The sequence below is a fragment of the Trinickia camelliae genome, assembly GCF_053525655.1.
Window position 1 is genome coordinate 408,546 of the sequence record NZ_JBCHAA010000001.1, and the last position, 26,923, is coordinate 435,468.

The window sequence follows — 26,923 nt, forward strand, 5'->3', positions numbered from 1 at the left end:
AAACCCGTGCTGATCGCCCGCCATTCGCTGGGTTGGAGCCTGCCTTTACGGTATAATCCGTTTTTCCCGCGAGCATTCAGCGATGACCAAATATGTTTTTGTCACCGGCGGCGTAGTGTCTTCACTCGGCAAGGGTATTGCCGCCGCCTCTCTCGCCGCGATCCTCGAATCGCGCGGTCTCAAAGTCACCCTCCTCAAGCTCGATCCCTACATCAACGTCGACCCCGGCACGATGAGCCCGTTTCAACACGGCGAAGTGTTCGTGACGGAAGACGGCGCTGAAACGGACCTCGACCTCGGCCACTATGAGCGCTTCATCAGCACGAAGATGCGCAAGGCCAACAACTTCACCACGGGCCAGATTTACGAATCGGTGATCCGCAAGGAACGCCGCGGCGATTATCTGGGCAAGACCGTGCAGGTGATTCCGCACATCACGAATGAAATCCAGGCGTTCGTCGAACGCGGCGCCGCGTCGGCGACGTGCGGCGAGCCGGATGTCGCGATCGTGGAAGTGGGCGGCACGGTGGGCGATATCGAATCGCTGCCGTTCCTCGAAGCGGCGCGGCAAATGAGCCTGCGCCTCGGCCGCAACAGCGCGTGCTTCGTGCACCTGACGCTCGTGCCGTACATCGCCACGGCGGGTGAGCTGAAGACCAAGCCGACCCAGCACAGCGTGCAGAAGCTGCGCGAGATCGGCATCTCTCCGCACGTGCTGCTGTGCCGTGCCGACCGCCGCATTCCGGACGACGAGCGCGCGAAGATCTCGATGTTCTCGAACGTGCCGGAAGACGCCGTGATCTCCGTGTGGGACGTTGACAGCATCTACAAGATTCCGCAGATGCTGCACGACCAGGGCCTCGACAGCATCATCTGCGACGAACTCAAGCTCGCGCCGAATCCGGCCGATCTGACGATGTGGTCGAACCTGGTCGAGAAGCTTGAGAACCCGAGCAATGAAGTGACGATCGGCATGGTCGGCAAGTACGTCGATCTGACCGAGTCGTACAAGTCGCTGATTGAAGCGTTGCGCCATGCGTCGATCCATACGTCGACAAAGGTCAACATCGAGTACATCGATTCCGAGCAGATCGAAGCCGAAGGCGTCGATAGCCTGAAGCATCTTGACGCGGTGCTCGTGCCGGGCGGTTTCGGCCGGCGCGGCACGGAAGGCAAGATCGCCGCGATCCGCTATGCGCGCGAAGCGAAGGTGCCGTACCTCGGCATTTGCCTCGGCATGCAGCTTGCGGTAATCGAGTTCGCACGCGATGTGGTCGGCCTGAAGGATGCGAACAGCACCGAGTTCGATCCGAATACCGAAAACCGTGTGGTCGCGCTGATCACCGAATGGTACGACCGCGAAGGCCGCGTCGAGAAGCGCAACGAAGAATCCGACCTTGGCGGCACGATGCGCCTGGGCTCGCAGCGCTGCCCGATCAAGCCGGGCACGATGGCCGAAGAGATTTACGGCAAGGACGTGAACGAGCGTCACCGTCACCGTTATGAAGTCAATAACCGCTTCGTGCCCCAGCTCGAGGCAGGCGGTCTTATCATCAGCGCCCACACCCCAAGCGAGGATCTGCCCGAGATGATGGAATTGCCGCGCAGCATGCACCCCTGGTTTGTCGGCGTGCAGTTCCACCCGGAGTTCACGTCCACGCCGCGCGATGGTCATCCGCTCTTCAAGTCGTTCGTCGAAGCGGCGCGCGCGCACAAAGAGGCGTGCGTCGAGGAGAAGGCATGAAGCTGTGCGATTTCGAAGTCGGTCTCGACAAGCCGTTTTTCCTGATCGCGGGCACGTGTGTCGTGGAATCGGAGCAGATGACGATCGATACCGCGGGCCGTCTCAAGGAAATCTGCGCAAAGCTGAATATTCCGTTCATCTATAAATCGTCGTACGACAAGGCCAATCGTAGTTCGGGCAAGTCGTTCCGCGGTCTGGGTATGGACGAAGGGCTGCGTATTCTTTCCGAGGTGAAGAAGCAGCTCGGCCTGCCGGTGCTGACCGATGTGCACAGCGAAGAGGAGATCGAAGCGGTCGCGTCGGTCGTCGACGTGCTGCAGACTCCTGCGTTCCTGTGCCGTCAAACCGATTTCATTCACGCGTGTGCGCGCTCGGGCAAGCCCGTCAACATCAAGAAGGGCCAGTTCCTCGCGCCGCACGACATGAAGAACGTGATCGACAAGGCCCGCGACGCCGCGCGCGAAGCGGGGCTGTCGGAAGACCGCTTCCTCGCGTGCGAGCGTGGCGTGTCGTTCGGCTACAACAACCTCGTATCGGACATGCGCTCGCTGGCGATCATGCGCGAGACCGCCGCGCCGGTCGTGTTCGACGCGACGCATTCGGTGCAATTGCCGGGCGGCCAAGGTACGAGTTCGGGCGGCCAGCGCGAATTCGTGCCGGTGCTCGCGCGCGCTGCCGTGGCAACGGGCGTGGCGGGCCTCTTCATGGAGACCCATCCGAACCCGGCTCAAGCCAAGTCGGACGGCCCGAACGCCGTGCCGCTCAACCGGATGGGCGATCTGCTCGAAACGCTGATCACGCTCGATCAGGCCGTCAAGCGCACGCCGTTCCTCGAAACCGATTTCAACTGATGCCCCCAGGCGCACCCGGCGGGCGACGGGTGCGTTCGACAGCCGACCTGCGCCCGGCGCCGTCAACGCTGTAAAGATTCAACGTCAATTCTTGAGGAAACCATGAGTGCAATCGTAGATATCATCGGTCGCGAGATTCTGGATTCGCGCGGCAACCCGACTGTCGAGTGCGACGTGCTGCTGGAGTCGGGCACGATGGGCCGCGCAGCCGTGCCTTCGGGCGCGTCGACGGGCTCGCGCGAAGCGATCGAGCTGCGCGACGGCGAAGCCGGCCGCTATGGCGGCAAGGGCGTGCTGAAGGCCGTCGAGCACATCAACACCGAAATCTCCGAGGCGATCATGGGCCTCGACGCGTCGGAACAAGCGTTCCTCGACAAGACCCTGCTTGAGCTCGACGGCACCGACAACAAGTCGCGCCTCGGCGCGAACGCGATGCTGGCCGTGTCGATGGCGGTCGCGAAGGCTGCCGCTGAAGAAGCCGGCCTGCCGCTCTATCGCTACTTCGGCGGCTCGGGTGCGATGCAACTGCCGGTGCCGATGATGAACATCGTCAACGGCGGCGCGCACGCGAACAACAGCCTGGACATCCAGGAATTCATGATCGTCCCGGTCAGCCAGCCGACGTTCCGCGAAGCGCTGCGTTGCGGCGCGGAAGTGTTCCATGCACTGAAGAAGATTCTGTCCGACCGCGGCATGAGCACGGCGGTGGGCGACGAAGGCGGCTTCGCGCCGAACTTCGGCAGCAACGACGAGTGCCTGTCGACGATCCTGCAAGCGATCGAGAAAGCCGGCTATCGCGCGGGCGAAGACGTGCTGCTCGCGCTGGATTGCGCAGCCAGCGAGTTCTACCACGACGGCAAGTACCAACTGGCTGGCGAAGGTCTGCAACTGTCGTCGGCCGAATTCACCGACTACCTCGCGACGCTAGCGGATAAATTCCCGATCGTCTCGATCGAAGACGGCATGCACGAAAGCGACTGGGCCGGCTGGAAGCTGCTGACCGACAAGCTCGGCAAGAAGATCCAGCTCGTCGGCGACGACCTGTTCGTGACGAACACGCGCATCTTGAAGGAAGGCATCGAGAAGGGCATTGCGAACTCGATCCTCATCAAGATCAACCAGATCGGCACGCTGACGGAAACTTTCGCGGCGATCGAAATGGCGAAGCGCGCGGGCTACACGGCCGTGATCTCGCACCGCTCGGGCGAAACGGAAGATTCGACGATCGCCGATATCGCCGTCGGCCTGAACGCCGGCCAGATCAAGACGGGTTCGCTCTCGCGCAGCGACCGCATCTCGAAATACAACCAGTTGTTGCGTATTGAAGAAGATCTGGGCGACATCGCTAGCTATCCGGGCAAGTCGACGTTTTATAATCTGCGCTGATTATCTCGTTATAATTCGTCAATTGGATTTGCCCGCCGCCCTGCGTATAGCGCAGGGCGGCGTTTATTTAACCGGCACTTTGCATGCGGCTCGTCACTGTTGTCCTGATTGTCCTGCTCGCGCTGATTCAGTATCCGCTCTGGTGGGGGCATGGTGGCTGGCTTCGTGTCCACGAGTTGCGTCAGGAGCTCTCGCAGCAGCAGCAAAAGAACAACGACGAAAAGCTGCGCAACGAGCGGATCGAAGGCGAGGTGCAGGATCTGCAGAACGGCACCTCTGCGGTCGAAGAGCGCGCCCGCTACGAGATGGGCATGGTCAAGGACGGCGAGGTGTTCGTGCAGTTCGTGTCGCCGAACCAGCCGCTGCCTGCGCCGACGTCGACGGCATTGAATAACACGTCGACGCGTGGCGAGGTTTCCGCTGCGCCCGTGAGTGTCGTGCCGAATCCGGTGTCTCGCGCGAAGCCGGACAGGAAGCACGGTGGCGACAAGAAGGGTAAGGAAGCGTCGGCGTCAAAGGACAAAGGCAAAGTTAAGCACGCGGGTTAATTCGGACGTGATGCGAGGACGTGTTGCAGATACGAAAAAGGCATGGAGCGATCCATGCCTTTTTTGCTTAAAGAGCGCGTGTGCGCGCTACCACCACCAGCCCGGCGATCCGTACCCAAACCCGATACCCGTGCTCCAGCCGCTGTAATAGCTGCCGTACACGACCGGTGCGGGATAGTAGTAGGGCGTTGTGTAGTACGGCCCGTAGTAGCGCGCCCAAGCCTCTGCGGCCATCGCCTGGTTCTGTTCCTGGAGCACCTGCTTGTCGATCGCGTCGTAGCGCTGCTTTTCCTCGGCGCTGAGCTGCGGCGCGGGAGCCGCGCCGGGTTGGCTCGGCGGGAGCCGGCTCAGGATGGGCGCCGGAACTTGCGGGTCCAGCGTGCAACCGGCGAGCAGGGCGCCGCCGGCGAGCGCCGACAGCACCATGACGGTCCGCAACGTTGCCGATGACGAGAGACCGGAACGGCTATTTTTCATTTTGACCTCCAACTTCCGCAGGCTGAACCTAGTGGCGCTGCTCGGCTGCCGGCGTCACGCCGGTTGCGATCGCATTCGCGACGAAGAGTTGCGCCACGTCGACCGGATCGAATTCATAGCGCTGATTGCAGTAGTCGCAATGAATCTCGACATGACCGCGCTCCTCGATGACGCCGTCGACCTCCTCGCGCCCGAGCATCTTGAGCATCGAGCCCACTTTCTCACGCGAGCACGTGCATTCGAAGCGCGGGGCAGCAGGCGCGAAGTGCTGCACGTTTTCCTGCCAGAACAGGCGCTTGAAGACCGTTTCCGGCGCCTCTTTCAGCAATTCGTCCTGCGAGAGCGTGCCGCCGAGCGTGCATACGCGCTCCCAAGTATCGGCGTCGAGCTCGCCGGCGTGCGGGACGATGCCGCCGTCGCCCGGCAGCTTCTGCAACAGCATGCCGACCGCGCGCTCGGTGTTCGCCGCGAGCCATAGCCGCGTGTCGAGCTGCTCCGAGTGATGCATGTAGTGCTCGAGCACCTGCGCCATCGACGTGAGCGGGCCGTCCTCGCCGTTGAGCGGCACGATGCCCTGATAGGGCTGCTGGCCCGGCTTCTTGTCGGAAGGGTCGAGCGTGATCACGCAGCGCCCGTGGCCGCCTGCGTTGACGAGCTCGGCGAACGAGATGTCGTCGCGGATGGCGTCGGCGGAATCGCCGGAATACTTCGCCGTCGCGCGCATCGTCAGATTCGAATTGCACTGCACGACCAGCATCTTGACCGGGCCATCGCCGAAGACCTGCATGATGAGCGTGCCGTCGAACTTCAGATTCGCCGACAGCAGCGCGCACGCCGCCATCATTTCCCCAAGCACGTCCCGCACGGGCGCCGGGTAATGACGGCGCGCGAGTACTTCCTGCCACGTGTTGCGCAGCGAGACGATCTCGCCGCGCACCGGCGCGGTGCTGAACATGAATTTTTGCAACTGGTCGTCCACGACTATTCCTTGATTGATTGGCACTCGGGCGATCGGCCGATCAGCCGATTCGAACGAGTTGCGCCTTGAAGTATCCACGGCGCTCGGCGTAATTTTCCGTATTCCGGCGTATCCCGGCGATATCGGCTTCCGTCAGTTCCCGCACCGCTTTCGCAGGCGCGCCGAGAATCAGCGAGTTGTCCGGGAAGACCTTGCCCTCCGTCACGACGGCGCCTGCGCCAACCAGACAGTTGCGGCCGATTACCGCACCATTCAAGACCACCGCCTGCATGCCGATCAAGGCGCCTTCCTTGACGGTGCAACCGTGCAGCATCGCCTGATGGCCGACGGTGACGTTGGCTTCAATCGTCAGCGGATAACCCTCGTCGGTGTGCAGCACCGCGCCTTCCTGAACATTGCTGCCCGCGCCGACGGTGATTGGCTCGTTGTCGCCGCGCAGCGCCGCGCCGAACCAAATGCTCGCGTTTTCCTCGAGCGTGACCTTGCCGATGATCGTCGCCGTATCCGCGACGAACACGCTTTCATGGATGGTGGGGGCGGCATCGCCGAGCTTGTAAATCGCCACAGTGTGAGTCCTCGGGGAAAGCGCCGGGGCGGCCGGTACAATGGCGCGCACGGCGGCAGCGCCCGAAATCGGCAGCTTTCGCTGCGATCGAGGCGCCGGGTGGTCGGTCAATCGCATATTGTAAACGGTTACGCGGCAAAGGCCGGGCCAGTGGCGCGGGGCCGCGCCAGCCGTTCCATTTCATTTCACGATTCATGACGTTGGTGGTTTCTTCCGTTTCCGATGCCGCTTGCGCGCGCAGCGCAGCGCTCGAGGTACTGCTCGCGCGCGATCCGAGGGCGAAGGCCGAGGCGGCGCGCGCCCTGTACGCGCGCGTCATCTCGCATGAGGCGGCTTGTTTGCCGTCGATCAAGATCGCCGAGCCTGCTGGGCTGCCGGGGCGTCCCGAGCGTCCTTTGGTCGTCGAGCCGCGTCTTTTGCAACGGCGAAGCATGCAGTCGGCAGAAGGCCGGGCCGTGTTGCTGCATGCGCTTGCCCATATCGAATTCAACGCGATCAATCTCGCGCTCGACGCGGTCTGGCGCTTTGCCGGCATGCCCGAAGCGTTCTACGTGGACTGGCTGAAAGTCGCTGCGGAAGAGGCACATCATTTTTCGCTGCTCACTGCGCGGCTCGCGGAATTCGGCCATGCCTACGGCGACTTTCCGGCGCACGACGGCCTGTGGGATATGTGCGAGCGTACGCGCGGCGACGTGCTCGCGCGCATGGCGCTCGTGCCGCGCACGCTGGAGGCGCGCGGTCTCGACGCGTCGCCGCCGATTCGCGCACGGCTCGTGCAGGCGGGCGACGAGGCGTCGGCGGCGATTCTCGACGTGATCCTGCGCGACGAGATCGGCCACGTGCTGATCGGCAACCGCTGGTTCCGGCATCTGTGCGAGCGGGACGCGCTCGATCCGCATCCGACCTATGTCCGCTTGGCGGAGCAGTATCACGCGCCGAAGCTGCGCGGTCCGTTCAACTTCGACGCGCGCCGTGAGGCGGGTTTCGACGACGCCGAACTCGCCGCGCTTGCGCAGCACGATACCGGGGTAGGGCGCCAGGCCGAGTGAGGCCGGCCTGCGCCGCTGCGCGTGTCGAAAACATCGGCGTCCCCCGTCGCACGAAAATCCGCCTGTCTCGATATAATCGAACGATCATTCGTTTTTATGCGCGGCAGGTACTCATGAACCCTTCAAAATCCAACTTCGTCACCGTGCGCGGCACTCGGCTGCACGTCCGCCGCTGGGGCCGCTCCGATGCGCCTACGCTCTTCATGCTGCACGGCTGGATGGATATATCGGCGTCGTTTCAGTTCGTCGTCGATGCTCTCGCGGGCGAGTGGCAAGTCGTCGCGCCGGATGCGCGCGGTTTCGGCCTGTCCGACTGGCCGGTGGCCGAACGCGGTGGCGGCAGCTACTGGTTTCACGATTACCTGGCCGATCTCGACGCGTTGCTCGACCACTACGCGCCGACGGGGCAGGTCAATCTCGTCGGCCACAGCATGGGGGCCAACGTGGTGTGCCTGTATGCCGGCGCACGCCCGGAGCGAGTGCGCCGGGTGGTGGACCTGGAGGGCTTTGGCCTCGCGCCCTCGAAGGCGTCGCAGATGCCGCGCCGGCTCGGCGCGTGGCTCGACGAGCTGCGCGAGCCGCCGACGCTGCGCAGCTACGCATCCGAGGAGGAGGTCGCCGCGCGGCTGATCAAGACCAATCCGCGACTTGCGCCGGAGCGCGCGCGGTTTCTCGCGCGGCACTGGTCGAAGCTCGACTCGGACGGCCGCTACGTGCTGCTCGCTGACCCCGCGCACAAGCAGCGCGGACCGCTCTTGTACCGGCTCGACGAAGTGATGGCCGTGTGGGCGAACGTCCGCGCGAAGGTGCTGCACGTCGAGGCAGCGGCCTCGCCGACGCTCGCGATGCTCGCCGGCAACATCCCACTCGACGAATACAAGGCGCGTTTCCAAGCGTTTCCCGACTGGCAAGAACACATCATCGACGATGCCGGCCACATGGTGCATCACGACCAGCCTGAGCAGATCGCCGCGCTGATCGAGGGTTTTTGCGCGTAAATCGGCCGGGGCGCCGTTGCGTGGGGCGCAGCCGCGCGCAGCACAGCGAATTGACCCATGGCCCGCATGCCGCATTGCAGTAGAATGAACAGGCTACCGAATTCCACTGACAATGAACGCCGACCTGCACTGCCATTCGAACGTTTCCGACGGTCTGTTCGCTCCCGCGGACGTCGCTCGCCGCGCACATGCCGGCGGCGTTACGCTGTGGGCGCTGACCGATCACGACGAAGTCGGCGGGCAGGCCGAAGCGCGCCGCACCGCGCAAGAGCTTGGCATGCGTTATTTGTGCGGCGTTGAAATTTCGGTCACCTGGGCGTCACGCACGGTGCATATCGTCGGGCTCAATGTCGATCCCGAGTGCGCGACGCTAGTCGACGGCCTTTATGCGACGCGACATGGCCGTGAGGCGCGCGCCAAGGCGATCGGCGAGGCGCTGGGCGAGCTCGGCATCGACGGGGCGTATGAAGGCGCGCTCCGATATGTATCGAATCCCGATCTGATCTCGCGTACGCACTTCGCGCGGTTTTTGGTCGAAAAAGGCTTTGCCGCATCGACGTCCGATGTGTTCGACCGCTTTCTCGGCGACGGCAAGCCCGGTTACGTGCCGCACCGCTGGGCCAAGCTGTCCGACGCAGTCACCTGGATCAAGGCGGCGGGCGGCGAGGCCGTCATCGCGCACCCCGGCCGCTATCAGTACACGCCCACGGAATTCGATGCGTTCTTCGGCGAATTCATCGACTTGGGCGGCAAGGCGATCGAGGTCGTGACCGGCAGCCATACGCCGGATCAATATCGCGAATACGCGGACGTGGCGCGCCGCTTTGGTTTCGAGGCGTCGCGCGGCTCGGATTTTCATGCGCCGGGCGAAAGCCGTACCGAATTGGGCAGCTTGCCGCCGCTGCCGTCCGATCTCAAGCCTGTCTGGGAGCGCTGGCTTTAGCGCTCGCCCAGCTGCCGCGCTGTCGATAAAGGGCGCGGCGGTGTGCCCGGAAGGTGCGCGAGGCACGCGCCTTTCGCCTCACGATCCCGACACGTTCCCCATGTCCCAATACTTTCGGATTCACCCGGATAATCCGCAGCCGCGTCTGATAGCGCAGGCGGTCCAGATCATCAAGGAAGGCGGCGTGGTCGCGCTGCCGACCGATTCGAGCTACGCGCTCGCCTGCCAGCTCGATGACAAGGACGCCGTTGCGCGCCTGCGCCGCATCCGCGGGCTGGATGAGAAGCAGCACTTGTCGCTGATCGTGCGCGATTTGTCGGAGCTCGCGAACTTCGCGATGGTCGACAACCTCCAGTTCCGGCTGATCAAATCGGTCACGCCGGGACCTTACGTGTTCATTCTGCAGGCGACCAAGGAAGTGCCGCGGCGCCTGTCGCATCCGCAGCGACGCACCATCGGCCTGCGCGTGCCCGACCATGCGATCACGCTCGCACTGCTCGAAGCGCTCGGCGAACCGCTGATCGCGACGACGCTGATCCTCCCGCCCGACACCGATCCGCTCAATGACCCCGAGGAAATCCGCGCTCAGCTCGAAAAGCAGCTCGACTTGGTGATCGACGGCGGCGCGTGCCCGCGCGAACCCTCGTCGGTGATCGACCTGACGGGCGACGAGCCCGTCCTCGTGCGCGCCGGGCGCGGCCGCCTCGAGCCGTTCGGGCTGACGGCAGCGTAATGGGGATACCGCAGCGGGAAGCCCCAGCGGGATGCCGCGACGAGCATTGCACCCATCCTTTCGGGAGAGTATTGAAAGCGGCCGGCCGCGTGTCACTCGCTTGATACAATAACGCGCTATGGATTCTTCACTGATACAGACAATCGCGGTCTACGCACTGCCCGTGATCTTCGCGATCACGCTGCACGAGGCGGCTCACGGCTATGCTGCGCGCCTTTTGGGCGACAACACGGCCTACTTGATGGGGCGCGTGTCGTTCAATCCGATGCGCCATATCGATCCGCTCGGCACGATCGCGATTCCGCTCATTCTTTACTTCGCGACGGGCGGCGCGCTGATGTTCGGCTACGCGAAGCCGGTGCCCGTCGCCTTTCGCAACCTGCGCAATCCGCGCTGGGGGAGCCTCTGGGTAGCGCTTGCGGGTCCAGGGTGCAATTTCGTGCAGACGCTCGTCTGGGCCGTGTTCGGCGTGGCGCTCGCGCTGTTGTCGGTCGATGAGCCTTTCTTTACGCGTATGGCGCAGGCGGGCATCGGCGTGAACCTCGTGCTCGGCTTTCTGAACCTCTTTCCGCTGCCGCCGCTCGACGGCGGCCGCGTGCTGGTCGCGCTGCTGCCGCCGCGTCCGGCGATCGCGCTCGCGCGGCTCGAACCGTACGGCTTTTTCATCGTGATGGCGCTCGTCATGACCGGCGTCCTGACGAAGTTCTGGCTGAGCCCGCTCGTCGGTCTCGGCTACGCTGCTGTGCGCGCCATCCTGACTCCTTTCGTCTCGCTCCTTAACTAAAACCATGTTCCCAGACCGTATTTTCTCCGGCATGCGGCCCACCGGGTCGCTGCACCTCGGCCACTATCACGGCGTGCTGAAAAACTGGGTTCGGCTGCAATCCGAATATCCGTGCTTTTTCTGCGTGGTCGACTGGCACGCCCTGACGACCCACTACGAAACGCCCGAAGTCATCGAGAAGAACGTCTGGGAAGTGCTGATCGACTGGCTAGCTTCGGGCATCGATCCCTCGCAGGCCACGCTGTTCATCCAGAGCAAGGTGCAGGAGCACGCCGAGCTGTCGCTCTTGCTCGGCATGAGCGCACCGCTTGGCTGGCTCGAGCGCGTGCCGACCTACAAGGAGCAGATCGAGAAGCTCAAGGACAAGGACTTGTCCACCTACGGCTTTCTCGGCTACCCCGTGCTGATGGCCGCCGACATCCTGCTGTACCGAGCGTCGCTCGTGCCGGTTGGCGAGGACCAGGTGCCGCACGTCGAGATGACGCGTGAAATCGCGCGCCGCTTCAACTATCTCTATGGCCGCGAACCGGGCTTCGAGGAAAAGGCGCTCGAAGCCGCGAAGAAGCTCGGCGGCAAGCGCTCGAAGCTCTATCACGAGCTGCGCAACGCCTATCAGCAGGAAGGCGACGACGAAGCGCTCGAACAGGCGAGGGCGATGCTGCAGGAGTCGCAGAGCCTGTCGATGAGCGACCGCGAGCGGCTGTTCGGCTACCTCGAAGGCGCGCGCAAGATCATCCTCGTCGAACCGCAGGTGCTCCTGACCGAAGCGTCGCGCATGCCGGGCCTCGATGGGCAGAAAATGTCGAAGTCGTACGGCAACACGATCGGGTTGCGCGAGGATGCGGAAACAATTACGAAGAAGGTCCGCACGATGCCGACCGACCCGGCGCGCGTGCGTCGCACCGATCCGGGCGATCCGGACAAGTGCCCGGTGTGGCAGTTGCATCAGGTCTATACCGACGAAGCGACGCACCAGTGGGTGCAAAAGGGCTGCCGCTCGGCAGGCATCGGGTGTCTCGAATGCAAGCAGCCGGTGATCGAGGGCATCTTGCGCGAACAGCAGCCGATGCTCGAGCGCGCTCAGAAGTACATGGACGACCCGTCGCTGTTGCGCGCGATCGTCGCCGACGGCTGCGACAAGGCCCGCAAGTTCGCGACCGAGACCATGCGCGACGTGCGCGAGGCCATGGGCCTCTCGTACAACTGATTCGGTGTTGGACGCGACGCGGCAAGCGATGAGCGGCGGCGAATCCACGGTACCAGCGCACGAGCCGTCGCGCTGGGTGAAGCGCTGGTCGCACCTCGTCGCGGCGGGCGGCACGGTGCTGGACGTCGCGGCAGGCAGCGGACGCCATTCGCGCTGGTTCGCTGCTCGCGGCCACCGGGTGACGGCACTCGATCGCGATGCCGCGGCGCTGGCGACAATGGCCGGCGTGGCGGGTGTCGAAACCCTCACCGCCGATCTCGAGGATGGCAGCCCCTGGCCGCTGTCCGCCGATGCCCGCTTCGCCGCGGTGGTCGTGACGAATTATCTGCATCGGCCCCTGTTTCCTAGGCTGCTCGACGCCCTGGCGCCGGGCGGCGTGCTGATTTACGAGACCTTCGCCGCCGGCAACGAAACGGTCGGCAAGCCCTCGAATCCGGCGTTTCTGCTCTCTCCCGGCGAACTGCTGGACGCCGTGCGGCCAGGTCTGCGCGTCGTAGCTTTTCAAGATGGATTTCTGGCAACCCCGCGCGCCGCGTATATTCAGCGGATTTGCGCGGTTCGAGAGGCGGAATCGCCGGTAATCGAAGCGAATGGGGCAGTGGTTCCCCCGCGTTACGATTTGGCCGGCTAATCCGCTACAATCGCGGTTTACTGATTAAATTCAAAGCATTTCATGACTTACGGCAACCAGAGCGGCACCCAGGACAGCGTTCGAATCCGCGGCAGCATCCCCGCCATCGTGACCCCAATGCTTGAAGACGGCGGCCTGGACTTGCCGGCGTTCCGCAAACTGATCGATTGGCATATCGAGGAAGGCACCAACGCTCTCGTGGTGGTCGGCACGAGCGGCGAATCGGCGACGCTGTCGGTCGAAGAGCACATCCTGATGGTCAAGACGGCGGTCGATCACACGGCAGGACGCATCCCCGTGATCGCCGGCGCGGGTGGCAACTCCACCACCGAGGCGATCGAGTTGACCGAGCGCGCCAAGGCCGTCGGCGCCGACGCCACGCTGCAAGTCGTACCGTATTACAACAAGCCGACGCAAGAAGGCATCTACCGCCACTTCAAGGCGATTGCTGAAGCGGTCGATCTGCCGGTCGTCCTGTACAACGTGCCGGGGCGTACCGTCGCCGATATGTCGAACGAGACGATCCTGCGTTGCGCGGAAGTGCCGGGCATCATCGGCGTGAAGGAAGCGACGGGCAACATCGATCGCGCCGCGCATCTGATCAAGTCGGCGCCGGCCCACTTCGGAATCTATAGCGGCGACGATCCGACCGCGATTGCTCTGATGCTCCTCGGCGGCCACGGCAACATTTCCGTGACGGCCAACGTCGCGCCGCGCTTGATGAGCGAATTGTGCAAGGCCGCGCTCGCCGCCGATGCGAAGACGGCTCGCGAGATTCACCTGAAACTCTTGTCGCTGCATAAGAACCTCTTCATCGAATCGAATCCGATTCCAGCCAAGTGGGCCCTGCAGGAGCTGGGCATGATGCAGGGCGGCATCCGCCTGCCGCTGACTCCGCTCGATGCGCGCTATCACGACGTGGTGCGCGCGGCATTGCGCGAAGCGGGTCTTTTGGGCTGAGCGCTGCAGCCCGTCGAGCGCCGCTAGCCGGCATTCCTTTAACACGTCGACTCTCGACTCACGTACCCGGCACCGTTGCAGGCAACGCGTTCCAGTATCACGAAGGACCTCATGAAACGTTCCGCTTTCCCTACTAACGCCACCCGCATGGCGGTGCTGGCGCTTGCGCTTTGCACGCTCGCCGGCTGTGAATCGTTGAACGACTGGTTCGCGTCCGATCGCGTCAACTACAAGGCCACGGGTTCCGCGCCGCCGCTGACGGTGCCAAGCGACTTGAACCCGACCGCGATGAATCAGCAATTCACCGCGCCGCCGGTCACCGCTCCGCTGGGCGGCGCGCCGACCCTCTCGAAGACCGCGGCCGGCAACACTGTTGAAGGCGTGCCTACCGCGCAAGATCCGTACGGGATGCACGTCGAGCGTGATGGCGACCGTCGCTGGCTCGTCGTCGACGGACGCTCGCCCGATCAGCTTTGGCCGATCCTGCAAGAGTTCTGGAAGGACAACGGCTTCTCGCTGAAGACCGACGCCCCGGCCACCGGCATCATGACCACGGACTGGGCTGAGAACCGCGCGAACATTCCTGATGACTGGTTCCGCCGCACGATCGGCAAAGTCATCGATTTCGCGTATTCGTCGGGCACGCGTGACAGCTTCCGTACGCTGGTCGAGCGCGGTCCCGGTGGCATGACCGACATTTCGATCACGCACAGCGCCATGGAAGAAGTGCTGACCGGGCAGGACAAGGATTCCTCGCGCTGGGTTGAACGGCCGCGCAATCCGGTGCTCGAAGCGGTGTTCCTCGATAAGCTGATGCAGAAGTTCGGCCTGACCGAAGCGCAGTCCAAGCAGTTGCTGGCCGATGCGCGTCCGTCCGGCGCGACGGCACAAGTCGACATGAACGCGGGTGCAACCACGCTGGACCTGACCGAGCCGTTCGACAGCGCGTGGCTGCGCGTTGGCCTTGCACTCGATCGCACCAACTTCACGGTCGACAATCGCGATCGCGCGAAGGGTCTCTATTACGTGCGTTACGCCGATTCGATGCAGGAACTGAAGCGCGAAGGCTTCTTCGGCAAGCTGTTCTACAGCGGTCCGAGCGCGCAGAAGCCGGGTCATGAATTCCTCATCAACGTGCGTTCCAAGAGCGACGGTGTCACGCAAGTGGCGGTGGTCGATGCGAACGGGCAAGTCGACACGTCGTCGGACGCGCAAAAAATCGTTTCGTTGCTGCACGCGGAACTGAATTAAGCGCGATGCGTTTTGCGAGCCTCGGCAGCGGCAGCGAGGGCAATGCCCTTGTCGTCGAGGCTTCGAACGGAGCCACGACGACTCGCGTGATGCTCGACTGCGGTTTCTCCGCGAAGGAAGTCGAGCGACGCCTTTTCAGGCTCGAAATGGGCGTCGAGCAACTCGACGCCATTCTGATCACACACGAGCACAGCGATCACATCGGCAGCGCGTTGACGCTCGCGCGTAAGTGGTCGATACCGCTTTACATGAGTTGGGGCACGGCGCGAGCGGTCGGGGCCGATGACGCCGACGTCGATTTGCACGTGCTATGGGGCGATGAAACTGTCGCCATCGGTGATGTCGAAGTCCTGCCTTATACGGTGCCCCACGACGCGCGCGAGCCGCTGCAATTCGTGTTTTCGGATGGCGCGTGCCGCTTGGGCGTGCTGACCGACGTCGGCACGTCGACACCGCATATCAGCGCTGTACTAAGCGGTTGTGACGGTCTCGTGCTTGAATGCAACCACGACACGACGATGCTGGCCCAAAGCCGCTATCCGCAATCGTTGAAAGCGCGTATCGGCGGCAATCACGGACACCTTAACAACGACGCCGCTGCGGACATTCTGGCTTCGTTGGATCGAGCGCGTCTCAAGCACCTTGTGGCGGCGCATTTGAGCCAGCAAAACAACCTTCCTGAGCTCGCCCAAGCGGCAATGGCCCGTGTGCTGGGGGCGGCGGCGACTGAGGTGGTGGTCGCTTCGCAGATCGATGGATTTGGCTGGTTAAGTCTGTAATTCTGTGTTGCTTTCGGCGTTGCTAATCGTCCGGCTGGACACCACGTCGTAGCGCAGCGCTCATCAATCTTGCAGGCATGAAAAAACCGGCCCGAAGGCCGGTTTTTTCTTTGCCACATCAGCGGCAAGCTTACTGGCTTGCGCCCGAAGCAGGAGCAGCAGCCGAAGCGCCAGCGTCCGATGCAGCAGCTGCCGGAGCCGAAGCAGCGGCGCCGGTGTCGCTCGCAGCAGCAGCACCCGAAGCAGCGCCCGTGTCCGAAGCAGCAGCTGCCGGTGCCGAAGCAGCCGACGTGTCGCTAGCGGCCGGGGCAGCCGATTGGTCGCTGCTCTTGTTGCAAGCGGCCAGGGCCACAGCTGCCAGCAGGGATGCTACGAGGAGGGATTTCTTCATGATCACGTCCTTTTATGGTTAAAGGTAAGCAACAGCGCGAAATAATACCGGTAATGTGCTCCAACACCAACCTGGGCCGATGGTGGGATGCACTTCAGAGCGTGAATCTTCCCTACGGCTTGGGCGGAAATTATATGCACTTTCGTACCGACCGTCAGCAAACCAGGGTCAATACGTTGTCTTTCTAATACAAAATATTGTGTTTCGGAACAACAGGCAGGCTACTTTACGCGAATTCGCCCACTTGTACCCAGCCCGCACAATACCATTCGTGCAGCAATGCTGTCACCGCCCCCTCTGCCGAGAGTGTTACAAAGCGTTTCGCTCCCAGGCGCCGTGTATCAGCCAATTCCGCTAGCCATTTTTGGCCGCGCAAAAGCCGGTCTTCTTCCCCATTGATGAAGTACGAACGGGGTCCATACAGCAACACAGTTTTTCTATCGAGCCGGATACCCGAGCGAGAGACGTTGCGAATGAACGCGGCTTCGTTCAATGGGCGGCGCGGCGCATCGAATACGACATTCGCTTTCGGCTCGCTCAAGTAGCTGCCTAAAAACGACGCGATGTCACGCTCGGTCCATTTGATCTTTGCAAGGATCGCGCCAACCTGGTCGACGAGCGCTTGCGGCAATTGTCCCGGATTCGACACCGCCGGTTGTTGCGGATCGCGATAGCGTTCGTCTCGAAGTGATCCGTTCAGGGCCTCGCCACGCTCGGCGAGATGGTAGAGGAACTGGCCGGTCAGCTCGCTTGTGGAAGGCGCTCGAAAGCCGATCGAGCAGGTCATGCATTCGCCTTCGGCGACGCCGTCGTGGGCGATGTGCGGGGGCAGGTACAGCATGTCGCCGGGCTCGAGCAGCCATTCTTCGTCGGGCTCGAAATGCTGTAAAACTTTCAACGGCAGTCCCGGTTTCAACGTCAGGTCCTTTTGCGCACCGATACGCCAGCGCCGCTTGCCATGCACTTGCAACAGGAAAACGTCGTAGGAGTCGAAGTGCGGACCGACGCCGCCGCCGTCGGTCGCATAGGAGATCATCAGATCGTCGAGACGGGCATCGGGAACGAAGCGAAAGCGGTCGAGCAGCGCGCGTGCGCGATCGTCATGCAGGTTGACGCCTTGGACCAGGAGCGTCCATTCACGACGCTTCGCCGACGGCAGTTCGTCCGGTGCGAAAGGCCCGTGCTTGAGCTGCCAGCCACCGCGGAAATGGGTGATCAGCCGGGACTCGGCATCGTCGCTGTCGGCGAGTTCGAACAGTTCGTCGCGCGCGAGCGGCGGCGCGATATCCGGGACGGCCCGGCGGATCAAGAGCGGCTTTTTCTGCCAGTAGCGGCGCATGAATTGCGACGGCGTAAGATTGCCCAGCAAAGGCGTAGGCACTTCGGGCAGCGGGGGCGAAACGGTCGCTTTGGCGGTGGCCGACGCAGTGCCGGCCGAGTGGTCTAGGGGCCGCTTGGGCATCGTATAATAGGAAATGTATTTTGGAGAATCGAATGAAAATCGCAAAGAACACCGTCGTATCGGTCGCCTACAAGCTGTCGGATGCGCAGGGCAATCTGATTGAGGAGAGCGACGAGCCAATGGTCTATCTGCACGGCGGCTATGATGGCACGTTCCCCAAGATCGAGGAAGAACTCGACGGTCGCGAGCCCGGTTTCCAGACCCAGATTCAGCTCGAGCCGCAAGACGCCTTCGGCGAGTACGACCCTGACCTTGTGAAGATCGAGCCGCGTAACCGTTTCCCCGAACCGCTCGAAGTCGGCATGCAGTTCGAGGGCACGCCGGAAGAGGGCGACGAGGATGTCGATTCGCTGATCTACACCGTCACCGATGTCGCCGAAGATAAAGTCGTGCTCGACGGCAACCACCCGCTCGCCGGCATGGCGCTGCGTTTTGCGCTGACCGTCAAGGAAGTGCGCGAAGCGACGCAGGACGAGATCGACCACGAGCACGCGCACGGCGCCGATGGCCTCGAAGTCATCGATGAAGATGACGACGAAGAAGCCGGCGATTCACGGCCCACGCTGCACTGAGGAACTTGCTGGCTCGGCGCTCTCGGGCGCCGAAGCTTGCGAAGGTTGAGAGGGCGCCGTCAGGTTAGGCGGCGCGCTTTGATAATTGTCCTGCAGGATCGGCGGCTCTTGCATGGGCACCGCCGGCATCAATCCTGACGCCTCGGGCACCGGCGGCACAGCCGGCTCCTCGCTCGGCACTGTTTGCGGCGCGGTAAGCGCCGGCAGATTTTTCGGCACATTCCTCACGCTGACTCTGAACGGCGGCTGCTTGCCGAAGTCCGCATCGATCTGAATCCATTGCGTTAAACGTTCGCGAGGAGAAATCGCGATGCGCGTCAGATTCATGACGCGGCCGCCTTTATCGTTGCGAAGCGGCTGATCGATCAGAAAGCCGTTTGCGAGACGTCGGTCGTCGTAGTGGATGAGCAGCACCGGCCCGCGAAACGTTTCCGCCATTTTCACGAGACTGCGCTTGAATTCCAGATAGCCGTCGCGCGGCCGCGCACGGCCGAATCGCAGCCAGGGGAAGCGCTCGGGATGTTCGTACTGCTTGAGATCGGGGTCGCCTTTGACAAAGACGACCACGGCGCGTGCGTCGCGGCGCTTTGCATATTCGGCCGCGTGCTCAAGCCAGAACGACGTCGCGACAGCGCGATCTTCAAATTCTCCGTTACGGCCGCCCGCACTCGAGTAGTGGTTGTTTTCGCCGGGCACGTTCAGGCCGATGAACACCGTATCGCCGATCTGCCAGCGGATGTTTTCGCGGTAGGGCCGAAAGCGTGCGACTTCGCTTTCGCGAGTGAGCGTAAGCGAGTTCTGACCCATCGATGCCGAATCGGAAAGCAACGTCTGCCGCACAAAATCGAGCCGTTCGACTGCGTCGTAGCCGCCCAGCTGTGGCTGAGCGCAGGCAACCCAGTCGTGCCCGCCCGGGATGAAGAAAAGCGGCGCCCGCGACGTTTCGAGCACTTGCTGGCGCTGCTCATAGAGCGCGTCGCGGCATGCTTCCGTCGCGCCTTTGAGGTTGCCGTCATAGACGACGAACGACATTTGCTTCTCGAGCCCGATCGCTCCCAGAAGACGCTGGGTCGGCGCTTCATCGGCGGCGTCTTGCAACGTGCTGCCGATGACGGCGAACGTGTAGCGCGGTGCGGCGGCGTTGGCTTGCCGAACCGGCGTCAGGCAGCACGCGAGCGCGATGGCGAACGCCACCGCGCCCGATGTTGCGGCGGCGCGTCGGTGCCGGTCTCGGGCCCGCATGCGGCGCTTAGCGCTGCGCATCCCGCGCGGTGCTCGCGAGATCGTGCAGTTCGTAAAGCAGATCGAGCGCGTCACGCGGCTTCAGATCGTTCGGATCGATCGACCGCAGCTTTTCGAGCGCGGGGTGTGCCTGCGTCGCGGGCGGGTCGTCCTCGGCATCGTCCGGTGCATCTTCCAAGTAGGCCGGTTCGGCGAACAAATCGAGTTGCGGTGTCGCGTGCCCGACCGACTGTTGCTCGAGGTACGCGAGGTGTTTGCGCGCGGCGCGAATCACGGGCGACGGAACGCCCGCCAACTGCGCGACCTGCAAGCCGTAGCTTTGGCTCGCAGGGCCTTCGTTGACGGCATGCAGGAAAACGATCCCATGCCCGTGTTCGACGGCGGACAAGTGGACGTTCGCCGCGTGCGCGAATTCCGCCGGCAACTGCGTCAGTTCGAAGTAGTGCGTGGCGAAGAGCGTGTAGCAGGCGTTGTGCGAAAGCAGGTGGCGCGCGATGGCCCACGCGAGGGCGAGACCGTCGAACGTCGACGTGCCCCGGCCGATCTCGTCCATCAGCACGAGACTCTGCGGGGTCGCGTCGTTCAGGATCGCCGCGGCTTCCGTCATTTCGACCATGAAGGTCGAGCGGCCGCCCGCCAAGTCGTCGGCGGCGCCGATGCGCGTGAAGATGCGGTCGATCGGACCGAAGCGGGTGCGCCGCGCGGGCACGTAGCTGCCGGCGTAGGCCAACAGTGCGATCAGCGCGGTCTGGCGCATGAACGTCGACTTACCGCCCATGTTGGGGCCGGTGATCAGCAACAGCTTGCGATCGGCGAAGAGGCGGCAGTCGTTCGCGATGAACTGCTCGACTTGGGCCTCGACGACAGGGTGGCGTCCTTGCTCGATATCGATGCCGACGTCCGCCGAGAATTCCGGTGCGACCCAATCGAGCGCGCGGGCTCGCTCGGCGAGCGCAGCGAGCAGGTCGAGCTCGGCAAGCGCCGCGGCGACGCGCTGGCAATCCGCGATGTAGGGCAAGAGCGATTGCAGCAGCGCGTCGAAGAGCGCGCGTTCGCGGGCGAGCGCACGTTCCTGGGCTGAGAGCGCCTTGTCTTCGAAGGTCTTCAGCTCCGGCGTGATATAGCGCTCGGCGTTCTTGAGCGTCTGGCGGCGGCGGTAATCGTCCGGCACCTTGTCGGTTTGGCCGCGCGTGACTTCGATGTAGAACCCGTGGACCTTGTTGTACTCGACACGCAGATTCGCAATGCCGGTGCGGGTGCGTTCGCGAGTCTCGAGGTCGATCAGGAATTGTCCGCAGTTCTCCGAAATATCGCGCAATTCGTCGAGATCCGCATCGTAGCCTCGCGCGATCACGCCGCCGTCGCGAACCATGGCCGCTGGTTCGGCGGCGACTGCGCGCGTCAACAATTCGACGCAGCCCGCCGGCGGTTCGAGCTCGGCGTCGATGCGCGCCAGGGCGGATGCGTTCGCGACGATGCTCGCCAGCTTCGCGCGCAGCGCCGGCAGGGAGGCGAACGTGTCGCGCAGGCTCGAAAGGTCGCGCGGACGCGCCGACAGCAGCGCAAGGCGCCCCGTAATCCGCTCGACGTCCGCGATCTGGCGCAGCGTGCTACGCAACGTATCGAGGCTGGCGTCGGCGGGTGCGTCGAGCAGCGCGCCGATCGCCTGCTGGCGCGTTTGAGCGACCAATGCGTCGCGCGGTGGGTGGTGCAGCCAATGACGCAGCAAGCGGCTGCCCATCGCCGTACTGCAGGTATCGAGCAGCGAATAAAGCGTCGGCGATTCGGTGCCGCGCAGCGTTTCCGTCAGTTCGAGATTGCGGCGCGTAGCCGGATCGAGACCGATGTATTCCGACTCGTACTCGACCTTGAGGCTGCGCACGTGGCGCAATTGCTGGCCCTGCGTCGCCGACGCGTAGAGCAGCAGCGCACCAGCCGCGCCGCACGCGCTCGTCAGCGTTTGCGCGCCGAAGCCGTCGAGCCCCGCGACACCCATTTGGTCGCACAGGCGCTGCGTACCCGACGCCACGTCGAAATGCCAGACGGGCACCCGCGTCAGCGCGCCGGCCAGGCTGGCCGGAGTGGGGTTCGTGGGCGTGTCGGCCACGAGGATTTCGGCCGGGCGAATGCGTTCGAGCGCGGCATCGACTTGATCGGGCGCGACTTCGGCAAGGCGCAGCGCGCCGCTTGCGAGGTTGAGCCATGCGAGGCCCACGTTGGTCACGACGCCGCGCTTATTGTGACCCGGAGAGAGCGCGAGCAGATAGACGTCGCTCTTGTCGGAGAGCAACGCCGCGTCGGTGAGCGTGCCCGGCGTGACGACGCGGACGACCTTGCGTTCGACCGGGCCCTTGGAGGTCGCCGGATCGCCGATTTGCTCGCAAATCGCGACCGATTCGCCGAGCTTCACGAGTTTCGCGAGGTATTGCTCGACGGCGTGATGCGGCACGCCCGCCATTTTGATCGGATTGCCCCCGGACGCGCCGCGCTGCGTGAGTGTCAGGTCGAGCAGACGAGCGGCTTTTTCCGCATCTTCGAAGAAGAGCTCGTAGAAGTCGCCCATTCGATAAAAGACGAGCGTGCCGGGATGCTCCGATTTAATGCGGAGATACTGCTGCATCATCGGGGTATGCTGCGCGAAGTCGCTGGCGGCGCTTGCAGCGCCCGCCGCTTCAATTGGATTGCCCATCGTGTTTGTCTTGTCTTGCCTATATAGGCCGAGAGTTTAACCCGGGCAGGTGTGTGCACGAGCCCTGGCCGAACGGCTAACGTGAACGTATCGCCAGTCGCGCCAGGAAGTCCGCAACCGGGCTGCGACGTCTCGCCCTGTCACTCATTCCTCGATGAGCGCGCGCAGATCCACCTTGCGCGCGTTCGCCGCGCTCTTGCGCTGCGCGAGCCAGATCATCAAGCAGATGAAGCTGCCGAAGATGACGATGATCCATTGGGGCGGCACCTTTGCGGTCAAGAGCAGCGCGTAGGCGCCAAGCATCAGCAGGACGGCGAGATTCTGGTTGAAGTTCTGCACCGCGATCGAATGGCCCGCCGAAAGCAGAGTCGCTCCGCGATGCTGCAAGAGCGCGTTCATCGGCACGATGAAGAACCCCGCCAGGCCGCCGAGGCCGATCATCAGCGGATACGCGAATACGATATAGAACGGCGCGAAGAGGGTGCCGACCCTCAAGCCCGAGCCGGCAGGGAAGAGGCCTTTGCTGTAGAACGCCATCGCTACCGCGACGAGGCCCGCGGCGATCCCTACCGGCAGGACCTTCAGCGAGCGCACGAGCGGAATCCAGGCTGCGGCGGCCGCCGCGCCGACCGCGATGCCGATGCCCGTCACGCCCTGCATCACGGCGGCCTTCGACAACGACAACCCCAGGTTCGACGCGGCCCACTTGAGGACGAGCAATTGCAGCGTGACCGCCGCGCCCCACATCAGCGTCGTGACCCACAGCGCGATCTGCGCGAGCTTGTCGAGCCACAGCACGTTGAAGCAGTGCACGAAATCGCCGACGAGCTTGCCGGGTTCGCGCAAGCGGTTGGCGTAGCGGGCGCCGGTGTCGGGAATGTCGATGTTGATGAGCGCCGCCACCAAATAAGTCAGCATGACGGCGGCCATCGCGAGGTCGGCCGCCGAATGCACGAACGGCCAGTGCGTGTGCGCGACGAAGCGCTCGGCGAGCGGGCTGATCAGCGCGCCGCCCATCATGGTGCCGATGATCGTCGAGAGCACGGTGGCCGATTCGAGCCACGCGTTGGCTGCGATCAGCCGCTCGGGTGGCAGCAGCTCGGTGAGAATCCCGTATTTGGCGGGCGAATAGGCTGCCGCGCCGAACCCCACCACGCCATACGCGATCATCGGATGAACGCCTGCGATCATCATCAGGCAGCCGCACGCTTTCAGCGCGTTCGACACGAACATGACGTGACGTTTTTGCAGCGCGTCCGCAAAGGCGCCGACAAAAGGCGCGAGCACGACGTACGAGATCGTAAAAAAGATCTGCAGCATCGGCGTAACCCAAGCGGCGGACTGCATCACGCTGAGCAGCGCGATCGCGGCGATCAGCAACGCGTTGTCGGCGAGCGACGACACGAATTGAGCCGCGATAATCGTATAGAAGCCTTTCTTCATGAAGCGCAGAGCAAATGCGGTCCGCCACCGCGGCGCTGGCCGCTGCGGCAATCATCGAAATCGAAGCGTGCGCGAAGTGCGCCGACACGCTCGCCGCGACGGCGAGCAATGGCTGGCGCGAGCGCTATGACTTGCATACGGTTCTTGCAAACAAAAAAGCGGCCGCAGCCGCTTTCGTTGCCTCGCGTCAGGCCGCTTGCCGGGTGCGGCTGTAGGGGCTCAGGATCGGCACCATTTGCGCGTACACCTTCGGGTTCGCGGCGACGATTTCACCGAGATGCAGGAAATCGGAGTCGCCCGTGTAGTTGCCGACGAGGCCGCCGGCTTCCGTGATCAGCAGGCTGCCGGCGGCCATGTCCCAAGCGCTGATGCCTTGCTCGAAGAATCCGTCCATGCGGCCGGCGGCGACGTTGGCGAGATCGAGCGCCGCGGCGCCCGGACGGCGCAGGCCCGTGCAGGCGTGGGTCATTTCGGCGAACAGGCGGCAGTACGCTTCGAGGCCGTCCTTTTCACGGAACGGGAAACCCGTGCCGATCAGCGAGTCGGCAAGCCGGTCGCGCCGGCCGACGCGGATGCGCCGATCGTTCAGGTAGGCGCCACGGCCGCGCGATGCCGTGAAGAGATCGTTGCGAGTCGGGTCATAGACGACGGCCTGCGTGACGATACCCTTGTGCGCGAGCGCGATCGAAACGCAGTAGTACTGGAAGCCGTGAATGAAGTTGGTCGTGCCGTCGAGCGGGTCGATGATCCACTCGTACTCGGATTCGTTCTCCGAGCGGCCGGATTCTTCGGCGAGGATGGCGTGGTCGGGGTAGGCGGTCTTCAGCGTCTCGATGATGGCCGCTTCCGATGCCTTGTCGACCTCCGTGACGAAATCGTTGTGCTGTTTCTTGCTGACCTGGACCAGATCGAGATCGAGCGATGCGCGGTTGATGATCTGTCCGGCGCGGCGGGCGGCCTTGACGGCAATGTTGAGCATGGGATGCATGAGCCTGGTTCCTTGTGCCGGGAGGGCGCGAGCGCTGCCCGGTAATGAGCTAAACCGGCCGGAACGCGTGACCGGGCACGAATTCCGTCGACGGAGACGAATTGAAGAAGAGCGGGGCGCGGGCTGCTTGGCAATGGGTGAAAGCGTGCGGCGCGCGCGAATGGCGTGATTTTACCTGAGTCGGGCATTTTCCGGCACTACGCCGGGGGCTAAACGCACCGGGCCTCGCTCGATTCGACTCGATGGCGATAGTCTGAGGCCGTCGGTGCAGCGCGCACAACCTGGCCGAATGGCCCAGGCCGAACGGCAGATTGGGTTCGTCCGAGGTTGGCGATACCATACTCACTTCATCGGCACATCTGACGGCTTCGTCCGGCAAGCCTGCCGCCGGCTGCTTTTCACGGTTTTCATCACGTCATCTTGAATCATCCAAACACACCGCATCACGAGCCGCGCGGCGGCTTTACGTCGACGCGCTTCGTGCTAGTCGAGCCAAGTCACCCCGGCAACGTCGGCGCCGCGGCGCGTGCGCTCAAAACGATGGGCTTTTCGCGCCTGGTGCTCGTCGCGCCGCGCGTGGCGCACGTGCAGAGCGATCCCGAAGCGATTGCGATGGCAAGCGGCGCCGACGATGTGCTCGCGTCGGCTCACGTCGTACCTACGCTCGCCGATGCGCTGACCGGCGTCCATTGGTCGATCGCGCTCACCGCGCGGATGCGGGAGTACGGGCCACCGCAACTCGCGCCGCGCGTGGCTGCGAAGGAGGCCTACCTGCAGGCCGCGAGCGGCGACATCGCGCTCGTGTTCGGCAACGAGCGCACCGGTCTTTCGAATGAGGATGTCGAGCGTTGCAGCGCGCTTGCGCATATTCCGGCCAATCCAGCCTATAGCTCGCTCAATCTCGCGCAGGCCGTTCAGGTCTTGTGTTACGAGCTTCGCATGGCGTATCTGGGCGAAGCGAGCAGCGACGCTTCAGCCTCGTCCTCGGCCTCGGCCGATGCCGGCGAGCCGCGCGCGTCGAGCGACGAGATCGAGCGCATGTACGTCCATTTGGAGAACGCGCTGATCGCGCTGGAGTTTCTCGATCCCGCGAATCCGAAAAAGCTGATGTCTAGATTGCGGCGGCTTTTCGCGCGCTCGGGGCTCGAGCGCGAGGAGGTGAATATCGTGCGCGGCATTGCCAAGCACATCTTGCTCAAGACGCACGACCCGGGAAAATGACCTCGAGTGCGAGCGAGGGCTTGGGGCGCCGGATGGAGCGCGTGGCGCGCAATCGGGGTGCGACGGTCGTCACGTCGTCAGACTTTGAGCTACGACGAATACCCTCGCGTGGATTGTGGCGATAACGGGTGTCCAGCACATCCGGCGGCTTCGCCCTACAATCGGCCCATTCGTCATAAGCAAATCCGCAGATCTGCTATACCGTGCTTTCGCCGTCGCTTGCCACGACCCTGCGACCGTTTCACCCAACGATCACGATCATGTTCACGAGACTTCGCGAAGACATTGCCACGATCCGCGAGCGCGATCCCGCCGCTCGCAGCGCCTGGGAAGTGCTCACGTGTTATCCGGGGTTGCACGCCCTGGTGCTGCATCGCCTTGCACACGCATGCTGGCTCGGTAAGCGCCGCTGGCTCGCACGCTTCGTTTCGCAGGTCGCGCGTTTCCTGACCGGCATCGAGATCCACCCCGGCGCGACGATCGGCCGGCGCGTGTTCATCGATCACGGAATGGGCGTCGTGATCGGCGAGACGGCGGAAGTCGGTGACGACTGCACGATCTACCAAGGCGTGACGCTCGGCGGCACGTCGCTCACGCGCGGCGCCAAGCGTCATCCGACGCTCGAGCGCGGTGTGATCGTCGGCGCCGGCGCCAAAGTTCTGGGCGGCTTCACGATCGGCGCCGAAGCGAAAATCGGCTCGAACGCGGTCGTCGTGAAGCCGGTGCCGGCAGGTGGCACGGCGGTCGGCAATCCGGCGCGCGTCGTGATGCCCGCTGATACCAAGCGCGCGCCACAGAGCGCCGCGTTCTGCGCGTACGGCATCACGCCGAATGCGGACGATCCTGTGTCGCTGGCTTTGCACGGCCTGATCGATCACGCGGCGAAGGAGGCGCAGCGGGTCGACGAAATCGTCGCCGCGCTCGAACGGCTCGGCGCGCGTCTCGAGGCCTTGCAGGGCGCGGACGCGGCGCTGATGGATTTGCGGCGCCTGTCCGCGGCGATCGAAGGAAAAACGGTCGAGCAGTGACC

Annotated in this window: 27 protein-coding genes; 18 read left to right on the forward strand and 9 right to left on the reverse strand. The window is 63.7% G+C overall.

Going from position 1 to position 26,923, the window contains the following annotated elements; genetic code table 11:
• Positions 1 to 82 precede the first annotated feature (82 nt).
• The 4 genes from pyrG to ftsB all read left to right on the forward strand — a co-directional run bounded on the left by pyrG (position 83) and on the right by ftsB (position 4,529).
• Positions 83 to 1,744 carry a CTP synthase gene (gene pyrG, locus AAHK20_RS01855; RefSeq protein ID WP_449179724.1) on the forward strand — a complete coding sequence of 554 codons (1,662 nt, stop codon included), beginning with the start codon at positions 83 to 85 and terminating at the stop codon, positions 1,742 to 1,744.
• Complete coding sequence (gene kdsA, locus AAHK20_RS01860) at positions 1,741 to 2,595, forward strand: 3-deoxy-8-phosphooctulonate synthase (RefSeq protein WP_449179725.1); 855 nt, start codon at positions 1,741 to 1,743, stop codon at positions 2,593 to 2,595. Before pyrG ends, kdsA begins: the two co-directional genes overlap by 4 nt.
• Positions 2,596 to 2,697: 102 nt before the next feature.
• A complete protein-coding gene (gene eno, locus AAHK20_RS01865; RefSeq protein ID WP_136898051.1) occupies positions 2,698 to 3,981 on the forward strand; it encodes a phosphopyruvate hydratase in 1,284 nt (427 codons plus the stop codon).
• 83 nt (positions 3,982 to 4,064) lie between these two features.
• Positions 4,065 to 4,529: a cell division protein FtsB gene (gene ftsB / locus AAHK20_RS01870; RefSeq protein ID WP_449179726.1), complete on the forward strand. Its 465-nt coding sequence runs from the start codon at positions 4,065 to 4,067 to the stop codon at positions 4,527 to 4,529.
• A gap of 87 nt (positions 4,530 to 4,616) precedes the next feature.
• Here ftsB and AAHK20_RS01875 read toward each other — a convergent pair whose 3' ends face one another.
• Genes AAHK20_RS01875 through AAHK20_RS01885 form a run of 3 tightly spaced genes read right to left on the reverse strand, consistent with a single transcriptional unit; the run spans position 4,617 to position 6,550 of the window.
• Positions 4,617 to 5,006: a hypothetical protein gene (locus AAHK20_RS01875; protein ID WP_449179727.1), complete on the reverse strand. Its 390-nt coding sequence runs from the start codon at positions 5,004 to 5,006 to the stop codon at positions 4,617 to 4,619.
• A gap of 28 nt (positions 5,007 to 5,034) precedes the next feature.
• Entirely contained in the window at positions 5,035 to 5,985 is a 951-nt protein-coding gene (hslO, locus tag AAHK20_RS01880; protein ID WP_449179728.1) for an Hsp33 family molecular chaperone HslO, read from the reverse strand.
• 40 nt (positions 5,986 to 6,025) lie between these two features.
• The gene (locus AAHK20_RS01885) at positions 6,026 to 6,550 is read right to left on the reverse strand and encodes a gamma carbonic anhydrase family protein (RefSeq protein ID WP_449179729.1); all 525 of its coding nucleotides are present in this window, start codon (positions 6,548 to 6,550) and stop codon (positions 6,026 to 6,028) included.
• 194 nt (positions 6,551 to 6,744) lie between these two features.
• Between AAHK20_RS01885 and AAHK20_RS01890 the strand changes: the two genes are divergently transcribed.
• The 10 genes from AAHK20_RS01890 (at position 6,745) to AAHK20_RS01935 (ending at position 15,885) form a co-directional block, all read left to right on the forward strand.
• Complete coding sequence (locus tag AAHK20_RS01890) at positions 6,745 to 7,599, forward strand: ferritin-like domain-containing protein (protein ID WP_449179730.1); 855 nt, start codon at positions 6,745 to 6,747, stop codon at positions 7,597 to 7,599.
• Positions 7,600 to 7,712: 113 nt separating this feature from the next.
• On the forward strand, positions 7,713 to 8,597 hold the full coding sequence (locus AAHK20_RS01895) for an alpha/beta fold hydrolase (protein WP_449179731.1): 885 nt from the start codon (positions 7,713 to 7,715) through the stop codon (positions 8,595 to 8,597).
• A 112-nt stretch (positions 8,598 to 8,709) separates the two neighbouring features.
• Positions 8,710 to 9,540 (forward strand): 3',5'-nucleoside bisphosphate phosphatase, encoded by an 831-nt coding sequence (locus AAHK20_RS01900; RefSeq protein WP_449179732.1) that lies wholly within the window; start codon positions 8,710 to 8,712, stop codon positions 9,538 to 9,540.
• Between the two features lie 100 nt (positions 9,541 to 9,640).
• Complete coding sequence (locus tag AAHK20_RS01905) at positions 9,641 to 10,273, forward strand: L-threonylcarbamoyladenylate synthase (protein ID WP_449179733.1); 633 nt, start codon at positions 9,641 to 9,643, stop codon at positions 10,271 to 10,273.
• A 118-nt stretch (positions 10,274 to 10,391) separates the two neighbouring features.
• A complete protein-coding gene (locus AAHK20_RS01910) occupies positions 10,392 to 11,057 on the forward strand; it encodes a site-2 protease family protein (RefSeq protein ID WP_449179734.1) in 666 nt (221 codons plus the stop codon).
• Positions 11,058 to 11,061: 4 nt separating this feature from the next.
• Positions 11,062 to 12,264: a tryptophan--tRNA ligase gene (locus AAHK20_RS01915; protein WP_449179735.1), complete on the forward strand. Its 1,203-nt coding sequence runs from the start codon at positions 11,062 to 11,064 to the stop codon at positions 12,262 to 12,264.
• 28 nt (positions 12,265 to 12,292) lie between these two features.
• Complete coding sequence (locus AAHK20_RS01920) at positions 12,293 to 12,895, forward strand: class I SAM-dependent methyltransferase (RefSeq protein ID WP_449179736.1); 603 nt, start codon at positions 12,293 to 12,295, stop codon at positions 12,893 to 12,895.
• A 42-nt stretch (positions 12,896 to 12,937) separates the two neighbouring features.
• Positions 12,938 to 13,855, forward strand: coding sequence for a 4-hydroxy-tetrahydrodipicolinate synthase (gene dapA / locus AAHK20_RS01925; protein WP_449179737.1), 918 nt, complete (start codon positions 12,938 to 12,940; stop codon positions 13,853 to 13,855).
• A gap of 111 nt (positions 13,856 to 13,966) precedes the next feature.
• On the forward strand, positions 13,967 to 15,106 hold the full coding sequence (gene bamC / locus AAHK20_RS01930) for an NlpB/DapX family lipoprotein (protein WP_449179738.1): 1,140 nt from the start codon (positions 13,967 to 13,969) through the stop codon (positions 15,104 to 15,106).
• A gap of 5 nt (positions 15,107 to 15,111) precedes the next feature.
• Positions 15,112 to 15,885, forward strand: a complete 774-nt coding sequence (locus AAHK20_RS01935) for an MBL fold metallo-hydrolase (protein WP_449179739.1) — start codon at positions 15,112 to 15,114, stop codon at positions 15,883 to 15,885.
• A gap of 130 nt (positions 15,886 to 16,015) precedes the next feature.
• Here AAHK20_RS01935 and AAHK20_RS01940 read toward each other — a convergent pair whose 3' ends face one another.
• Together AAHK20_RS01940 and AAHK20_RS01945 are read right to left on the reverse strand one after the other, a co-directional pair.
• Positions 16,016 to 16,276, reverse strand: coding sequence for a hypothetical protein (locus tag AAHK20_RS01940; RefSeq protein ID WP_449179740.1), 261 nt, complete (start codon positions 16,274 to 16,276; stop codon positions 16,016 to 16,018).
• 226 nt (positions 16,277 to 16,502) lie between these two features.
• Positions 16,503 to 17,738: a JmjC domain-containing protein gene (locus AAHK20_RS01945; RefSeq protein WP_449180044.1), complete on the reverse strand. Its 1,236-nt coding sequence runs from the start codon at positions 17,736 to 17,738 to the stop codon at positions 16,503 to 16,505.
• A gap of 32 nt (positions 17,739 to 17,770) precedes the next feature.
• On the opposite strand from AAHK20_RS01945, the gene AAHK20_RS01950 reads away from it, so the two are divergent.
• Complete coding sequence (locus tag AAHK20_RS01950; RefSeq protein ID WP_449179741.1) at positions 17,771 to 18,310, forward strand: FKBP-type peptidyl-prolyl cis-trans isomerase; 540 nt, start codon at positions 17,771 to 17,773, stop codon at positions 18,308 to 18,310.
• On the opposite strand, the gene AAHK20_RS01955 is transcribed toward AAHK20_RS01950, so the two are convergent.
• The 3 genes from AAHK20_RS01955 to lplT form a co-directional block, all read right to left on the reverse strand.
• Positions 18,290 to 19,552, reverse strand: coding sequence for a hypothetical protein (locus AAHK20_RS01955; RefSeq protein WP_449179742.1), 1,263 nt, complete (start codon positions 19,550 to 19,552; stop codon positions 18,290 to 18,292). The two genes, AAHK20_RS01950 and AAHK20_RS01955, sit on opposite strands and share 21 nt — an antisense overlap.
• Positions 19,553 to 19,559: 7 nt before the next feature.
• Positions 19,560 to 22,241: a DNA mismatch repair protein MutS gene (mutS, locus tag AAHK20_RS01960; protein WP_449179743.1), complete on the reverse strand. Its 2,682-nt coding sequence runs from the start codon at positions 22,239 to 22,241 to the stop codon at positions 19,560 to 19,562.
• 144 nt (positions 22,242 to 22,385) lie between these two features.
• Positions 22,386 to 23,684 carry a lysophospholipid transporter LplT gene (lplT, locus tag AAHK20_RS01965; protein ID WP_449179744.1) on the reverse strand — a complete coding sequence of 433 codons (1,299 nt, stop codon included), beginning with the start codon at positions 23,682 to 23,684 and terminating at the stop codon, positions 22,386 to 22,388.
• A 14-nt stretch (positions 23,685 to 23,698) separates the two neighbouring features.
• On the opposite strand from lplT, the gene AAHK20_RS01970 reads away from it, so the two are divergent.
• Positions 23,699 to 23,899 (forward strand): hypothetical protein, encoded by a 201-nt coding sequence (locus AAHK20_RS01970; protein ID WP_449179745.1) that lies wholly within the window; start codon positions 23,699 to 23,701, stop codon positions 23,897 to 23,899.
• Here the strand turns inward: AAHK20_RS01970 and AAHK20_RS01975 are convergent.
• Positions 23,872 to 24,672, reverse strand: coding sequence for an inositol monophosphatase family protein (locus AAHK20_RS01975; protein ID WP_137332092.1), 801 nt, complete (start codon positions 24,670 to 24,672; stop codon positions 23,872 to 23,874). The two genes, AAHK20_RS01970 and AAHK20_RS01975, sit on opposite strands and share 28 nt — an antisense overlap.
• 420 nt (positions 24,673 to 25,092) lie before the next feature.
• Here AAHK20_RS01975 and AAHK20_RS01980 point away from each other — a divergent pair, with 420 nt between their 5' ends.
• Both AAHK20_RS01980 and cysE read left to right on the forward strand, forming a co-directional pair.
• Complete coding sequence (locus AAHK20_RS01980) at positions 25,093 to 25,893, forward strand: RNA methyltransferase (RefSeq protein WP_449179746.1); 801 nt, start codon at positions 25,093 to 25,095, stop codon at positions 25,891 to 25,893.
• A 260-nt stretch (positions 25,894 to 26,153) separates the two neighbouring features.
• Complete coding sequence (gene cysE / locus AAHK20_RS01985; RefSeq protein WP_449179747.1) at positions 26,154 to 26,921, forward strand: serine O-acetyltransferase; 768 nt, start codon at positions 26,154 to 26,156, stop codon at positions 26,919 to 26,921.
• Positions 26,922 to 26,923: the final 2 nt, after the last annotated feature.

Excerpts from the sequence above, each read along its gene's own strand:
- pyrG (WP_449179724.1), top strand. The coding sequence starts at position 83 with ATGACCAAATATGTTTTTGTCACCGGCGGCGTAGTGTCTTCACTCGGC.
- kdsA (WP_449179725.1), top strand. The coding sequence starts at position 1,741 with ATGAAGCTGTGCGATTTCGAAGTCGGTCTCGACAAGCCGTTTTTCCTG.
- eno (WP_136898051.1), top strand. The coding sequence starts at position 2,698 with ATGAGTGCAATCGTAGATATCATCGGTCGCGAGATTCTGGATTCGCGC.
- ftsB (WP_449179726.1), top strand. The coding sequence starts at position 4,065 with ATGCGGCTCGTCACTGTTGTCCTGATTGTCCTGCTCGCGCTGATTCAG.
- AAHK20_RS01875 (WP_449179727.1), bottom strand. The coding sequence starts at position 5,006 with ATGAAAAATAGCCGTTCCGGTCTCTCGTCATCGGCAACGTTGCGGACC.
- AAHK20_RS01890 (WP_449179730.1), top strand. The coding sequence starts at position 6,745 with ATGACGTTGGTGGTTTCTTCCGTTTCCGATGCCGCTTGCGCGCGCAGC.
- AAHK20_RS01895 (WP_449179731.1), top strand. The coding sequence starts at position 7,713 with ATGAACCCTTCAAAATCCAACTTCGTCACCGTGCGCGGCACTCGGCTG.
- AAHK20_RS01900 (WP_449179732.1), top strand. The coding sequence starts at position 8,710 with ATGAACGCCGACCTGCACTGCCATTCGAACGTTTCCGACGGTCTGTTC.
- AAHK20_RS01905 (WP_449179733.1), top strand. The coding sequence starts at position 9,641 with ATGTCCCAATACTTTCGGATTCACCCGGATAATCCGCAGCCGCGTCTG.
- AAHK20_RS01910 (WP_449179734.1), top strand. The coding sequence starts at position 10,392 with ATGGATTCTTCACTGATACAGACAATCGCGGTCTACGCACTGCCCGTG.
- AAHK20_RS01915 (WP_449179735.1), top strand. The coding sequence starts at position 11,062 with ATGTTCCCAGACCGTATTTTCTCCGGCATGCGGCCCACCGGGTCGCTG.
- AAHK20_RS01920 (WP_449179736.1), top strand. The coding sequence starts at position 12,293 with ATGAGCGGCGGCGAATCCACGGTACCAGCGCACGAGCCGTCGCGCTGG.
- dapA (WP_449179737.1), top strand. The coding sequence starts at position 12,938 with ATGACTTACGGCAACCAGAGCGGCACCCAGGACAGCGTTCGAATCCGC.
- bamC (WP_449179738.1), top strand. The coding sequence starts at position 13,967 with ATGAAACGTTCCGCTTTCCCTACTAACGCCACCCGCATGGCGGTGCTG.
- AAHK20_RS01935 (WP_449179739.1), top strand. The coding sequence starts at position 15,112 with ATGCGTTTTGCGAGCCTCGGCAGCGGCAGCGAGGGCAATGCCCTTGTC.
- AAHK20_RS01940 (WP_449179740.1), bottom strand. The coding sequence starts at position 16,276 with ATGAAGAAATCCCTCCTCGTAGCATCCCTGCTGGCAGCTGTGGCCCTG.
- AAHK20_RS01945 (WP_449180044.1), bottom strand. The coding sequence starts at position 17,738 with ATGCCCAAGCGGCCCCTAGACCACTCGGCCGGCACTGCGTCGGCCACC.
- AAHK20_RS01950 (WP_449179741.1), top strand. The coding sequence starts at position 17,771 with ATGAAAATCGCAAAGAACACCGTCGTATCGGTCGCCTACAAGCTGTCG.
- AAHK20_RS01955 (WP_449179742.1), bottom strand. The coding sequence starts at position 19,552 with ATGCGGGCCCGAGACCGGCACCGACGCGCCGCCGCAACATCGGGCGCG.
- mutS (WP_449179743.1), bottom strand. The coding sequence starts at position 22,241 with ATGGGCAATCCAATTGAAGCGGCGGGCGCTGCAAGCGCCGCCAGCGAC.
- lplT (WP_449179744.1), bottom strand. The coding sequence starts at position 23,684 with ATGAAGAAAGGCTTCTATACGATTATCGCGGCTCAATTCGTGTCGTCG.
- AAHK20_RS01970 (WP_449179745.1), top strand. The coding sequence starts at position 23,699 with ATGCGGTCCGCCACCGCGGCGCTGGCCGCTGCGGCAATCATCGAAATC.
- AAHK20_RS01975 (WP_137332092.1), bottom strand. The coding sequence starts at position 24,672 with ATGCATCCCATGCTCAACATTGCCGTCAAGGCCGCCCGCCGCGCCGGA.
- cysE (WP_449179747.1), top strand. The coding sequence starts at position 26,154 with ATGTTCACGAGACTTCGCGAAGACATTGCCACGATCCGCGAGCGCGAT.